Raw genomic sequence first — 13,688 nt, forward strand, 5'->3', positions numbered from 1 at the left:
TTAGTATCAAGTAGCAAGTACAGGTATTAAATAGTATTAATTATTAAGCAGTTAGTATCCAGGGTTTGTAATCCGGTACCACTGTCTGGCTCTTGTTTTTACTCTCCTGTTAAAGAATCGTACAATAACAGCTGATTCTTTGAGATCACCCTGTCGCCGGCTTTAAGGCCCGACGAGATATAGGTGGTGTCGGCTACCGTTTTAATGATATTAACCTCTCTCAATTTTAAGTCGCACTTGTCGTTATATACAATTACATAATTCTTGCTGTTATCAAACACCACTGCCTTTGCCGGTACCGATACTGATTGTGCCCTTTCATTGTTGGTGATAATCACATTGGTAAACATTTCTGGCTTCAGCATCATATTTGTATTTGGCAATACGATCTTTATCTTCATCACCTTGTTATCGGGGTCTAAAACCGAGCTAACAGCATCTACCTTACCGGTAAACACTTTATCAGGATAAGCTACTGTAGTAACTTTGGCCTCATAACCTGTTTTAACTTTGCTAATGTCTGACTCAAATACGTTGGCCCAGATCCACACATCCTTCATGTTTGAAATAGTGAACATGCTGTTATTATTATCCGGGCGGATAAAACTGCCTGAGGTAATATTTTTTTCAACGATATAGCCACTTTCTGGCGCTTTGATAACCAGTGTGCCGCCGGCATTGGTATTACCGCCGCCATTGATAGCTATTTGCTGCTGTATTTTGGTATTGGATGCAACAGCTTTGTTATAGTTTTCTTTAGCCTCGGTATAGTCGCGCTCACTTGATATGCCGTTCTTATATAAATATTCGGCTTGCTCTAACTGACGTTTGGCAATGGCAAGGTCTGATCTGGTGGCCGTGAGGTCGGTATAATTACCGGCAACATCAGCGCTGCGTACAATAGCCAGTGTTTGGCCCTTGGTAACCTTATCGCCCAGCGAAACTTTGACATCCAATACCTGCCCGCCTGCAAAAGGGAATACTTTAACCACGTTATTATCATCATATGATACCTCGCCCGAAAGGGTAAGTTCATCTTTCATGGTAGTGGTTTTTGCAGTGTCAATGGTTATCATATGCGCCATGGAGTCGCTTATGCAAACCTGTTTGTTTTCTGCTACGGGTTGTGGCTTGCCTTTGCAGGCGGCAAGCAATAGTAAAGCGGAGATGCCGGATAACAGCGTTTCTCTTTTCATCATTATTTAATATTTATAAAAATTTCAGGATTTAACTATAGTTGTGCCGGTGGCGAAGTTGAGATCGGCAATGGCCTTTTGCAGGTTGTATTGCTGTTGCAGTATTTTGAGTTTGGTATCTTTGTAAGTATCAAAAAAATCAACAAATTCAATAAGGCTTATCTGCCTTTGCTGAAAGCTCTTGAGCATACTATTAAATAACTTATCATACTGTTCATTAAACTCAATTTGCTGGGTTGAGAACAATTGCTGATTTAATTTATATTGATTTACGGCAGCTACTACATCGTTTTTAAGCTGCAGTTCGTTTTGTTTTAAAGTGCTTTCCTGGCTTTGAATATTGTATTTGGCCGATTTAATATTGCCCTGGTTACGGTTAAAAAAGGGCAGGGGTAGGCCGATCTCCAAACCGTAATAGTTGGGCGCGTAATTACTGTTTTTATCATACGATGCGCCAATAGTTATATCGGGAACCGCCAGGGCCCTTTGATAGGCCAGGTTATGTGTAGCCGAACTGAGTTGGTACTGGTTTGACAGGTAATCAGGACGGTTTGTTTTGGCCTGTTCAATTAATGCGGGTATATCAAGTGCTACAGTCTCGGTAGGTTTATCATTAATGATAGGATCAACAAAAGCGGTCTCTTTGGTTTGCAGCAGGGTTTTTAGCTCAGTTTGCAAATCGTTGATCTGGCGGTTGTTCTCCACCATATCGTTCTGCAACCCAAAAAGCAGGGCTTTAAGCCTGATCAGGTCCTTCATGGAAGTATTGCCCGCATCATATGATTTTTGGATGGCCTGAACCAGGTTTGTTGCCGAGCTGATCTCGTTTTGGTAAACCTTTTCCTGCGCGTTCAGGGTAGCCAGCTGGCTAAAATCAAGCTGCAGGTTGTATTTCAGATTGCGCATCAGGTCATTAAAAGCGGCTTCCTGTACCATGGCATCGTCTTTAGCTACCTGTACCTGTTTGCCACGTTTACCGGCTGTGGTAAATACCTGGGTTAACTGAACAAATACTTGTCCGTTACCTTTGCTGTGATCAAAAAATTTATTGCTGCCACTGGTATGGATGTTTTGATCAGTGCTCAAAACAGGATTATCCCAAAGTTTGGCTTGCTGTATCAGCGCTTTCGACGCTTCTACATTATACTTTTGGGCTAAAAGGCTTAAATTGTTTTCAAGAAATTGTTTTTCTGCATCCTGAAAGGTAAGCTTAACCGTGTCGGTTTGGGCATTGGCCCGGTTGGTACTAAAACTAAAAAGTACAACTAATAAAAAAAGCAGGGTTTTTATTTTATACATGATCATCGTTTATTCAACGGAACAAAAATTCATAACAGATATGAATTTTCTATGAAGACGACATGTAATTTGTGAGGTTTGGGGTTTTAAGTTTAAATTGTTAAAAAAATGACAAATAATTTAATCAAGAAAACGATGATTTATTAATTTGAAAAACAGGGAAATACTCTTAAACCCCATGAAAATAAACAAGTTAAAATGAAGTTTCGGAAAGTATACTTAAATCATGATCAAAATTATTTTATCTCAAATTCATCCGCATCCTTTAAAAAAGGTAATGCGCGCCGGGCTTTTTTTACCTCATCGGCAATAATGGTGAATGTGTACACATCATCCTCATCGCGTTTGTAATACACCACATTACCATTAGGATCAATACAGGTTGAATCGCCTGAATGGTAAACCTCATTGCCATCATGCCCAACGCGATTAACACCAATTACATAGGCCTGATTTTCTACAGCACGCGCCGGCAGCAGGGTGCGCCAGTGCAGGGCCCTGCGCTCGGGCCAGTTGGCCACCACGATCAGCAGGTCATAAGCATATTCATTAACATTGCGCAACCACACCGGGAAACGCAGATCATAACATATTACCGGGCAAATTATCCAGCCATTAAGTTCAACAAAAAGTTTCTCGGTACCTGCGGTATAGGTATTATGTTCTTTACCCAGGGCAAACAAGTGGCGTTTGTCATAATGTTCATAACTGCCATCAGGCCGCATCCATATCAAGCGGTTAAAGTATTTATTAGCTTCTTTTATAATAATGCTGCCGGTTATAACACAATCATACTGTTGCGCAATTTTATGCATCCATTTCATGGTTTTACCATCCATAGGTTCAGCCAGTTTTTCAGCATCCATGGTAAACCCTGTGCTAAACATTTCTGGTAGTATGATAAGATCTGTTTTTTCGCGGATACCACCTGATAATCTCAGGGAGATATTCTGTAAGTTTTTATCGGTATTTTCCCAAAAAAGGTAGCCTTGAAAAATAGTAATTTTAAGATTATCCATAAGCATAATTTAAGTCTATAGACCAAGGTCAATAGTCCATAGATAATTAAAAAGTAAATAGACGATAATTAATGGTTCCTGGTATTATTTCTACAGATCCATTAACTACCAATTAAACTTTTATTAACCTATCAACGGCTTTATCTAAAGTTTCTTGCCTTTTGGCAAAACAAAACCTTAATACATGATGGTCAATTCCCTTGGTATAAAACGCTGAAACCGGTATGGAAGCAACGCCATTTTCTTTGGCCATCCGTATAGCAAAGTCGGCATCTTTATCATTGGTTATTTTGCTATAACGTACTGATTGAAAGTACGATCCGTAGCAAGGTAGTAATTCAAAGCGGGTTTGTTCAAGGCCCTTACGAAAGTAATCCCTTTTCTGTTGGAAAAAATCGGGCAGGCCTAAATAAGTTTCTTCATTTTGTAAATATTCGGCAATGGCATATTGTATAGGGGTATTTACCGCAAACACCAAAAACTGATGTATTTTCCTGAACTCCTGCATCAAATATTCGGGGGCCATGCAGTAACCTACTTTCCAGCCGGTGGCATGAAAAGGTTTACCAAATGATGCTACTATAAAGCTCCTTTGCTGTAATTCAGGATAGCGCGCCATGCTGTGATGCGTTTCGCCATCATATATCAGGTGTTCATATACCTCATCACTTAATATCAGGATGTCCTGATTTTTTACCAATGCGCTCAACTCATCAATATCCTCTTTGTGCAATATAGTTGACGTTGGATTTTGCGGCGAATTAAGGATGATCATTTTTGTTTTGTGGTTGATCAACCTTTTTACCATATCCCAGGCAATGCGGTAGTTAGGTGGTTCAAGGGCCAGTGATTTTACAACGCCGCCCATCAGTTTAATAGCCGGAGCGTAGCAATCAAATGCAGGCTCAAATATAATCACCTCATCGTTAGGATGAATAACCGCGCTGATGGCGGTGAATATAGCCTGCGTACCGCCGGCAGTTATGGTGATCTCGGTATCAGGGTTATAAACGGCGCCGTATAATTTTTCTGTTTTCTCGGCTATCTTTTCACGCAGGCCCATTACTCCGGCCATCGGAGCGTACTGGTTATGACCGTTTTTCATGGCTTTGTTGACCAGCTCAATAAGCTCGGGCGAACAATCATAATCTGGAAAGCCTTGCGAAAGATTTATTGCACCAACTTCGTTGGCCAGGGCCGACATAATGGTGAATATGGTGGTGCCAGTTTGAGGTAATTTTGAAACAACAGGTATCATCTGGGGGCCAAAATAAGTAAAAAACTGCAAATCAGTAAGCGTAAAACTACGCTTTTTTTGTTTATTGAAATTATTTAGCTTTATAAGAAAGTTATTATACCAGATGTATTACCGCGTATAAAGCTGTAACAGATATAATAATCCACAGTAATACACCCTGCATTAAGGGCCTGGAGCCTACTGATAACAACACCGCGCGTGATAATCCTGCACCTATCAGAAATAAGGTAAGCGTTAAACCGGCCCTGGCAATTTTTATGAAGTAGTGACTGATATTGGATACCGCCGGTATATAAGTATTGGCGACCATGGCCAGGACAAATAACCCGATAAAATAGGGGATACTTATTTTTTTTGAGTTGTTTTTGAAAATAAATGATGATATAAAGGCTACCGGTATGATCCATAAGGCCCTTGCAAGCTTAACCGTTGTGGCTACTTCCAGGGCACGGGGCCCATATTTACTGGCAGCACCAACTACTGAACTTGTATCATGAATAGCAATGGCGCACCATAAACCAAACTGGGTTTGCGACAGGTTTAAATGATGTCCTATCAACGGAAATATAAATAATGCTATGGAGTTAAGGATAAAAACGCAGCCTAAAGCAACCGATATTTGTTTTTCTTCGGCTTTGATGACAGGTGAAATTGCTGCTATAGCACTGCCTCCGCAAATGGCTGTTCCCGATGAGATGAGGTAGGAAGTTTTCTTTTCGATACGGAACCATTTACCCATCAGGTATCCAAAAACCAGTGTTCCGGTAATGGATGCTATGGTAAACAATATGCCTTCTTTACCGGCTTGCAGGGCGCTGTGAACGTTCATGCCAAAACCCAAACCCACTACAGAGATTTGTAACAACAGGTGAGTGGCCTTATGATTTAAATGAAGATATGGATGACCGGTAAACTGAGCAATGACAAGGCCCATTAACAGTGCTATTGCGGGGCTTATAAATGGCGTCAGGCAAAGTGCTGTACATAATGCAAATATAACTATGCGAGCGTTTGAACTTACATGAAGTAATAACGCGCTGGAATTATTGGTGAATTGATTTGGAGTATGCATGATCTTTCTTTTAATACATGCAAAAGTGAAGCATTAGTAGGTGTGATTTTTATCACAAAATGATATGTTTAATAACTTTTGGTTATGATGTATGGGATTTTTAGCTATTAATATATATCAGATTGATATTGTGGATCTGGGTTTATCATTGCTTATTGTTATGCAAATTAACGGGAGCAGGGCATATTGATAAAATATAATACGTGTGCAAACAATTATCTTAAGTTTTAACTTTCTTATAGGCAGATCATTAAATCATTTTCGTAAATTAAAGCCATGAAAAATGCATTTGTAACTGGTTTTGTAATTGGTATTTTTAGTGGAACCTGGCTGTTTGTAATGCACAATTTTGGATATAGCAATTCTGGTAATCATGTTGCACCGATTGAGTATTTATCTGTTTTAATACCCTTGGTTGGTGTTTACATAGGCGTGAAAAGTTATAAAGAAAATGAAAAAGATAATAGTCTCAGCTTTTTTGAAGCATTGTTTCAAAGTTTCAGGATATTATTAATAGGTGGGATTTTTGCCTGTTTAGGCGGACTTGTATACCTTAACTATGTTGACCAGGGGAACAACTTCCTTGACTTTTCTGGTCGTTTATTTGGCGGGTTATTAATCGGGATACTAATATGCATAGGGGTTTCGCTAACGCTGATGAACAGATCAGGTAAGCTTAACTAAGCTTCAATTACCTGTTAAACCGGAATATATCGGCATCTGCATTTTTTTTGCCAAGTATCAGGTCGTGAATAATTTGGGCTGCAATAATACTAAAAGTGATTCCATTACCTCCAAACCCCAAAGCAAAAAAAGTATTTGGCCTTTCGGCAATTGATCCAATATAAGGCAATCCATCTTTTGTTGAAGCAAAGGCACCGGCCCAGCTAAAATCAGGCACCAATGGTATGTGGGGCATCTTTTTTAAAAAGGCCTTCTTCAACATCTCTGTTTTTCTGTTAATTGCAGATGGTGAAATATGTGGGTGATGAAATGGATCATCACGACCGCCAATCAGGATTCGGTTTTCACTTACTGCCCTGAAGTACATATATGGCGTTGCGGTTTCCCATATCAGGCTGTTTTTGTGCCAAAAAAATTCATCGGCCATGGGCTCAGAAACCATGGCATAGGTAGAGTTGATATCAGCAATTTTTTTGGGAATGTAGTGCAGGCTTTCGTAACCACAGGCTATTATCAGTTTTTTTGCCTTTATGGTTAGATTATTCGCAGTAAGTAATATTACACGCTGCCTGGTATGTTCTATGTGAACTATAGCTGTATTGTTATAAACTTTATGGCCTGCATCCATAAAGTTCTTGAGTAAAGCATGTGTAAGCAGATAGGCATCCACCTCACCGCCATCTGCCGAAAAGATTGCACCGGGAGCGTCAAAGCCAAATGTTTTTTTTACATCAGTATTTTCAAGCCATTCTATTTTAAAACCATGTTTTTTACGCAGTTTAAACTCCTTTAACAAATTGGCTGTATGACTTTTAAAGCTTGCATATTGTAAACTTGGTCGCAAGTGAAAATCAAAGGCTGGCTTCAGTGATTTGCACAGATCGCCAATATCATAAATTGCTTTGCGGCAAAGTTCATAACTCCTAACAGCATCAGGTTCGCCAATCAAATTTTTTAATACAGTTAATGGGGTATCAATTTCGTATTGCAAAAAGGCAGTACTTGCCGCAGTACTACCCATGCCGGCATGCTTTTTATCAAACACAGCTACCTTTAAACCCGAGTTGCGCAAATGCCAGGCAGTTAAAGCCGCGCTGATACCCGCACCCATTATAGCAACATCTACCTGTAGGTGCTGCTGCAAAGAAGGGTAGGAGGCAACAATACCATCCTTCATGAGCCAGTACGGTTGTTGGTCATAAAGATTCATATGCTTTTGCAGGGAATTTGCTTGAATAACATTGTATGTCATTTAAAGTTTTAAAACACACTATTGGCTTTAAATTACTATAAAAATAAGCTTAAATGAGGAGTTTGAATTTTTTTTTAAAATTCAAACCTGTGCAAATGAATGGGTTAAGGTTTAAGTTGAAACTTCTTTGAAAAAAAGTTTTGTAACTTGATTTTAAATCCTACTTTTGCAAACCCAATCGGGAACGGGATGTAGCGTAGCCCGGTATCGCGCCACATTTGGGATGTGGAGGCCGCAGGTTCGAATCCTGCCATCCCGACGAAAGCGATACCAACAAGTATCAAAACCCTGTAAATCTACTGATTTACAGGGTTTTGTGCTTTTAAGGGTTTCCCTGAAACACCAAAATAAGCCAAAACAGTTAAAAGTTTTGGTTTCTATTTCAACTTAAGATTAGAAAAAGACGGAAAAGCGCCTATTTACATGAGTATTACCGTAAATGGCAAAAAAGCGTGGGTAGTACAGGCAGCAAGGTTAAATAACCGTGTTTATGAGATTAATTAACATTTTATTGTGCATAAAATTATCGAAGAATACTTGAGGATAGCTAAGGGTATTGTTAAATTTAATTTATGAAAACATTCATCCATCTTATTTTTACATTCTTTATTTCAACCATGGCTTTGATGGCAGCCCTGGGAAATTCGTATGGCTGGATATTATACCTGATAACGCTTGCGGTTTGGGCCCGGTTCTTTTGGACACTTAACAGGCGCTTGCGAAAACGGGATGAAAAACGAGCGCGGGAACAACTTTTTGAAAATTATATGCGGTCTCAAATCCGCAAGAATCACCAATATTAGTTTAGCTTTTAGAATAGGTGAAATTCAAGAGAACCACGAACCCTGGCCGACCGGATGTCTCAGCCTTCAGGCTAAATGCTAATGAAGCAGAAAGTAATAAAACCAAGCCCAGCCACTGCGTTGGGCCTGGTTTTATAAGCTAACCTTGTTTTTAATAGGTTAGATAAGTTCTTCTATAGATTGCACTTCTTCTATAGCGTCACTGCTTGCGTACCACCATCATTTATTTTGTATTTGATTGTTTTGCTGCCCTGGGTAATAGTAATATTTAGTTTTTCCTTGTTCAGTCTTGATATTTTAAGATCGAATACATGCCCGAATGAATGGATATTATTTAATGCCATTTCATTCCAGCCCTTTGGTAACCGTGGCGTGCAATCAAAGCTGTTAAAACCGGTTGGCAGTATACCAAACACACCTTCGATAAATATCCGGCAATATAATCCGCCCTCGGCCGATAAATGCCTTTGATTACCTTCGGGATAGGCTTCTACAGGATAGGGGACATGCTCCCCTAACAACCTTCTGCGCGAATAATAACGCAAGTAGTCCATTGCTTTTTCTGTTTTACCGGCCTGAAATACCCCACGAAGCGCGTATAGGGTTGAGCGGTCCCAAAATGTTTCTTTGCCTGCCTCGGTGGCTAATCCATCTGTCGTCCATAACCGGGGCGAAAACAAGGCGTTGACCGTTCCCTCGGCCCTGTTTAAGATACCCATGGTAAGGGGTACGCAGATCCAGGCACGCAGCACATTATTGGTTTCGTAATATTTGTACGCTTCAAAACCCTCCACATTACCTCCAAAATATTTCTCGATATTTACTTTAAGCACTGCGGCCTGTTTTAAATACGCATCTGTTTGCGCTTTTGGCTGATGCAATTGCTTACCCAAATTAGCCGCAGATATTAACGCACCATAATAAAGACTGCTTGTTGGTATGTTGGCTTTGCCGGATGGGAAGCGCCCCTCCAGTTCATCAGAATTGGAGGTGACGACACCCTGGTCATTTAATTTCCTGTGGCTATATTCCAAACACCAGGTAATAAGTGGCCATAAGACCTTTGCAGAATCAGGGTTTCCGTAAGCCAACGCGAACCTTGAAGCACCATGAGCGATCATGGCATGGTCGCCACGATCGCCGGCACCTTGCCATACTGCATCACCTTGTGGAGATCCTGCGATTATTGATCATCTCGAAACCCTGTCGTTTTATCGGGTTTGATGGTGTATCAATTTTAAATGGCGGATCTTCGAGCCGCGTGTTTAGCATGCTCGAACAGAACATGGTCTGGTCATTGAGTTCCAACCTTCCCACCCGGATCCGCAGGAGCCTGTGTCCCGGAAGCACTTTTATCGCAATATCGTTTGTATGGATGGCACCTGCCTGAATACGATTATCCACGGTTTTTAAAAGCACAAAAGGATTTTCGGAAAACAGAACATCAGGGGATTTTTTAATTGATTTTGCTGAGGAATGCTTCCTTTTATTGCCGCATTATTGACAAAAGTTGACTTTTATTGCTCAATAGTGTGATGAAGTCCTTTTCTGAAGGTATAGTTTTGGATTAATGGTTTGCAGCCATTTTTTAAAAATTGATTTAAGTTAAAGTACCTACTATGAATATTAAACGCAGTGCATCGTTGCTGGCGGCGGGCCTTCTAATTTTGGCCGGATTAAGGTCACAAGGACAGTCTGCAACTTCGGGCAGGATCGATCCTATAACCGAAAATGATACCACGCGAAGCCTCGCACCATTCTTTATCCAGGCAACCGCATCAAAAAAAAACCCGAATCCTGAGGGGTTTATACAGCGATGGTTACTTTTAGAGCCCATTAATAAATCAATACGGAGTAATCTTGTTTTTACAGACAACTACCTGAAAACACAATTTGAAACCGATTATTTTCCAAACCAGTTTACGGTTATTCCGAAGGATAGGGAAAAAGTAAAAGTTGGGGAGCAGGAATTGTTATGGCATGCATTGGAAAGTCCGGATTTCAACCTCAAATTATTTCGTTTTGCCTACGGGTTGAGGAAACAGACCTATGCCGTTTTGTTTTGGGCGGTAACCATAATCAACAGTCCGCGGGAAATGAAAAATGTAAGATTGGCTGTAGGGTCAAACGGAGGATCAATGTGGTGGCTAAACGGAAAAGAAGCAGTGATACTTGACGGCGATAGACGCATGGTGATGGATGATTGCGTCTCAGCCCGATTGACACTGAACAAAGGAAAAAATATCATACGGGGAGCAGTAATCAACGGGCCTGGACTTAGTGATTTTTGCGTTCGTCTGCTTGACGAAAAAGGAGATCCGATAAAAGGTCTCACCATCACCCTGCAATAAATCAGTTGATCATCCCATTTAACGTGGAATTTGTATAGCAATAAGTTATTATGAAATTAATAGTAAAGGTAATAAGTACTGTAGCCCTTTTTTTATTGTGGTTAACCGGAAATGCGATAGCACAAGTTGGTAAACCATTTATACATGATCCGTCAACTATCACAGAATCTGATGGAAAGTATTTCACATTTGGAACAGGTGGAGGCGGATTAATATCCGAAGATGGCTGGACATGGAATGGGGGCGCTGTAAGACCCGGCGGCGGCGCCGCTCCTGATGTATTGAAAATTGGTGACCGCTACCTTATTGTTTATGGCGCAACTGGTGGTGGCCTGGCGGGCGGTCATAACGGAACAATACTTACCATGTGGAATAAGTCGCTTGATCCAAAATCGCCGGATTTTAAATATTCAGAGGCTGTCAAAGTTGCCTCATCCGATGGTATAGAAGATAATGATGCGATAGATCCGGGGCTTCTTCTGGACCCAACCGATGGCAGGTTATGGTTATCCTATGGTACCTATTTTGGGTATATACGCCTTGTGGAACTTGATCCCAAAACGGGTAAGCGTGTGGAAGGTAATAAAGCATTAAACATAGCCATCGATTGTGAAGCCACAGATCTGTTATATCGGGATGGATGGTATTATTTACTTGGAACACACGGCACATGCTGTGACGGTCCTAACTCAACCTATAATATTGTTGTCGGCCGCTCCAGAAAGATAACGGGTCCATACCTTGATAACATAGGAAGAAGTATGTTGAAGGGAGGTGGCAAAATGGTAGTTGCAGCTGGTGATAGGTTGATTGGGCCAGGGCATTTTGGACGTATAGTAGTTGGCAATGGCGTTGAAAAAATATCTTGTCATTACGAGGCGGATTTGGATCAAAGTGGTCGTAGCGTATTGGGCATCCGCCCGTTACTATGGAAAAATGGATGGCCTGTTGCTGGTGATAACTTCAAAGATGGAACTTACGAGATTGAGTCTGAGCGAAGGGGATACGCCTTGCAATTGGGCGTTGATTTTATAAGAATGCCGGGTGGAATGCGATTTAATCGAAATAATGATGAACCGGTAAAACCGGTGCCGTCACAGGAATTAGCAGATGTAATTAAAAGCTGGCCAGCCGGAAACATTGGCGTACGGATAAGTGATTATATGTTTCGTCCTCATCAAAAATGGACAATTTCACAGGTTCCTGGTGCAGGAGGATATTTGGGCGGACCATATTATAAAATAGTAATTGCCGGAACAGACCGTGCATTAGCAGCAACAGCCGAAGCTGAACTGATAACAGTCCCAACGTTTACCGGCGCGCCGGAACAATTATGGCGAATTGATCAGTTGACTGATGGAACTTATAGGATTATGCCCAAGGTGGTCCCGAACTCGAAGGAGCAGCTGGCTTTAGTGTCTTCTGGCGACAGCACACCTACACTCGCCAGGTTTGATATGAATAGTGATAATTCCAAGTGGAATTTTAGGGCACACTAACTTATTTAAGTAAAATGAACTTGGTGCTATAAATACAATCCGAAAAACGTAACCATCCTGAAACTTAAATTATGGCGATATGAATTTTAAATGTTTAATTATTGTGTTAGCAACCTCCTTGGCCGGTAGCCTTTGCAAGGCTCAAACGAGCCATGAAGAGATCAAAGAAGATTTCCAGGCTTCCAGCCTTAATCAGCCGGGGCAGCAATATCCCCAGGTTAATTCGCAAGGTTATGCGCGTTTTCGTATAAAAGCACCTAATGCCGACAGTATACGGGTTACTTTAGGCCTGGGTGGACGTGGGGGTACTAAACTTATCAAAGGTACTGACGGGTACTTTTCAGGCACAACGGAAGGGCCAATGGACGAAGGTTTTCACTATTATCATTTAATAGTTGATGGAGGCTTATTTAATGACCCGGGCACATTGAATTATTATGGTTCCACCCGTTGGGAAAGCGGTATAGAAATACCGGCTCATGACCAGGACTTTTATGCCTTAAAGGATGTGCCACACGGTAATGTGCAGCAAATACTTTTTCCTTCAAAAAGTACAAACACTCAGCGGAGGGCATTTGTTTATACACCTCCGGGTTACGACAAGGAAAGATCGAAGAAATACTCGGTGCTGTATTTACAACACGGTTGGGGTGAAGACGAGACAGCATGGAGCAACCAGGGTCATGCCAATCTGATCATGGATAATTTAATTGCTGAAGGCAAAATAAAACCATTTATTATAGTGATGACCTATGGTATGACCAACGATGTTAAAATAGGCGCTGGCGGTTTGAGGAATTTCAAGATAGATGCTTTTGAAACCGTATTAACAGATGAGTTGGTGCCTTATGTGGATGCCAGCTTCCGTACGGTTGCAGATAGGGCACACCGTGCGATGGCAGGGTTATCAATGGGCGGCATGGAAACACATTTAATAACACTTGCCAAGCCCGATGAATTTGCCTACTATGGTCTTTTAAGCGGGGGGACTTATACACCCGCTGAGTTAAAAGATAAACCGAAGGCTAAACTTATTTTTATGAGTTGCGGCAGTAAAGAAAATCCTGATGGCGTAAAAAAAGCTGCTGCTGCATTAAAAGATGCAGGCTATAATGCTGTATCTTTTATTTCAGAGCATACTGCCCATGAGTTTCTGACCTGGCGCCGCAGCCTGAATGAACTTGCTCCGCTGTTGTTTAAGGATTGAGCGGCCTTTTTGTGTTGATCTATTCATTAAGTGCGTTAATTGGGAATA

Annotated in this window: 13 protein-coding genes and 1 tRNA gene; 6 read left to right on the top strand and 8 right to left on the bottom strand. The window is 41.1% G+C overall.

Features of this window, described 5'->3' with window-relative positions; translation table 11 throughout:
• Nucleotides 1-98 precede the first annotated feature (98 nt).
• The 5 genes from M2273_RS19660 to M2273_RS19680 all read right to left on the bottom strand — a co-directional run bounded on the left by M2273_RS19660 (nucleotide 99) and on the right by M2273_RS19680 (nucleotide 5,844).
• Nucleotides 99-1,199, bottom strand: a complete 1,101-nt coding sequence (locus M2273_RS19660; protein ID WP_429399469.1) for an efflux RND transporter periplasmic adaptor subunit — start codon at nucleotides 1,197-1,199, stop codon at nucleotides 99-101.
• Between the two features lie 21 nt (nucleotides 1,200-1,220).
• The gene (locus M2273_RS19665; protein ID WP_429399470.1) at nucleotides 1,221-2,495 is read right to left on the bottom strand and encodes a TolC family protein; all 1,275 of its coding nucleotides are present in this window, start codon (nucleotides 2,493-2,495) and stop codon (nucleotides 1,221-1,223) included.
• A gap of 236 nt (nucleotides 2,496-2,731) precedes the next feature.
• Nucleotides 2,732-3,514, bottom strand: coding sequence for an amidohydrolase (locus tag M2273_RS19670; RefSeq protein ID WP_429399471.1), 783 nt, complete (start codon nucleotides 3,512-3,514; stop codon nucleotides 2,732-2,734).
• Between the two features lie 112 nt (nucleotides 3,515-3,626).
• Complete coding sequence (locus tag M2273_RS19675; RefSeq protein WP_429399472.1) at nucleotides 3,627-4,772, bottom strand: methionine aminotransferase; 1,146 nt, start codon at nucleotides 4,770-4,772, stop codon at nucleotides 3,627-3,629.
• Nucleotides 4,773-4,866: 94 nt separating this feature from the next.
• Nucleotides 4,867-5,844: a YeiH family protein gene (locus M2273_RS19680; protein ID WP_429399473.1), complete on the bottom strand. Its 978-nt coding sequence runs from the start codon at nucleotides 5,842-5,844 to the stop codon at nucleotides 4,867-4,869.
• A 276-nt stretch (nucleotides 5,845-6,120) separates the two neighbouring features.
• Between M2273_RS19680 and M2273_RS19685 the strand changes: the two genes are divergently transcribed.
• The gene (locus M2273_RS19685; RefSeq protein ID WP_429399474.1) at nucleotides 6,121-6,528 is read left to right on the top strand and encodes a DUF4199 domain-containing protein; all 408 of its coding nucleotides are present in this window, start codon (nucleotides 6,121-6,123) and stop codon (nucleotides 6,526-6,528) included.
• A gap of 7 nt (nucleotides 6,529-6,535) precedes the next feature.
• Here M2273_RS19685 and M2273_RS19690 read toward each other — a convergent pair whose 3' ends face one another.
• Nucleotides 6,536-7,780, bottom strand: coding sequence for an NAD(P)/FAD-dependent oxidoreductase (locus M2273_RS19690; RefSeq protein ID WP_429399475.1), 1,245 nt, complete (start codon nucleotides 7,778-7,780; stop codon nucleotides 6,536-6,538).
• 185 nt (nucleotides 7,781-7,965) lie between these two features.
• On the opposite strand from M2273_RS19690, the gene M2273_RS19695 reads away from it, so the two are divergent.
• Together M2273_RS19695 and M2273_RS19700 are read left to right on the top strand one after the other, a co-directional pair.
• Nucleotides 7,966-8,039 (top strand) — tRNA-Pro (locus M2273_RS19695).
• Nucleotides 8,040-8,352: 313 nt separating this feature from the next.
• Nucleotides 8,353-8,583, top strand: a complete 231-nt coding sequence (locus M2273_RS19700) for a hypothetical protein (protein ID WP_429399476.1) — start codon at nucleotides 8,353-8,355, stop codon at nucleotides 8,581-8,583.
• A gap of 191 nt (nucleotides 8,584-8,774) precedes the next feature.
• On the opposite strand, the gene M2273_RS19705 is transcribed toward M2273_RS19700, so the two are convergent.
• Nucleotides 8,775-9,704 carry a hypothetical protein gene (locus M2273_RS19705; RefSeq protein ID WP_429399477.1) on the bottom strand — a complete coding sequence of 310 codons (930 nt, stop codon included), beginning with the start codon at nucleotides 9,702-9,704 and terminating at the stop codon, nucleotides 8,775-8,777.
• A gap of 40 nt (nucleotides 9,705-9,744) precedes the next feature.
• Complete coding sequence (locus M2273_RS19710; RefSeq protein ID WP_429399478.1) at nucleotides 9,745-9,987, bottom strand: hypothetical protein; 243 nt, start codon at nucleotides 9,985-9,987, stop codon at nucleotides 9,745-9,747.
• A gap of 215 nt (nucleotides 9,988-10,202) precedes the next feature.
• Between M2273_RS19710 and M2273_RS19715 the strand changes: the two genes are divergently transcribed.
• The 3 genes from M2273_RS19715 (at nucleotide 10,203) to M2273_RS19725 (ending at nucleotide 13,640) form a co-directional block, all read left to right on the top strand.
• Nucleotides 10,203-10,934, top strand: a complete 732-nt coding sequence (locus M2273_RS19715; protein WP_429399479.1) for a hypothetical protein — start codon at nucleotides 10,203-10,205, stop codon at nucleotides 10,932-10,934.
• Nucleotides 10,935-10,984: 50 nt separating this feature from the next.
• The gene (locus M2273_RS19720; protein ID WP_429399480.1) at nucleotides 10,985-12,433 is read left to right on the top strand and encodes a family 43 glycosylhydrolase; all 1,449 of its coding nucleotides are present in this window, start codon (nucleotides 10,985-10,987) and stop codon (nucleotides 12,431-12,433) included.
• A 79-nt stretch (nucleotides 12,434-12,512) separates the two neighbouring features.
• Nucleotides 12,513-13,640, top strand: coding sequence for an alpha/beta hydrolase-fold protein (locus tag M2273_RS19725; RefSeq protein WP_429399481.1), 1,128 nt, complete (start codon nucleotides 12,513-12,515; stop codon nucleotides 13,638-13,640).
• Nucleotides 13,641-13,688 lie beyond the last annotated feature (48 nt).

Source organism: Mucilaginibacter lappiensis, assembly GCF_050433765.1.
GTDB classification, from domain to species: Bacteria; Bacteroidota; Bacteroidia; order Sphingobacteriales; family Sphingobacteriaceae; genus Mucilaginibacter; species Mucilaginibacter lappiensis_A.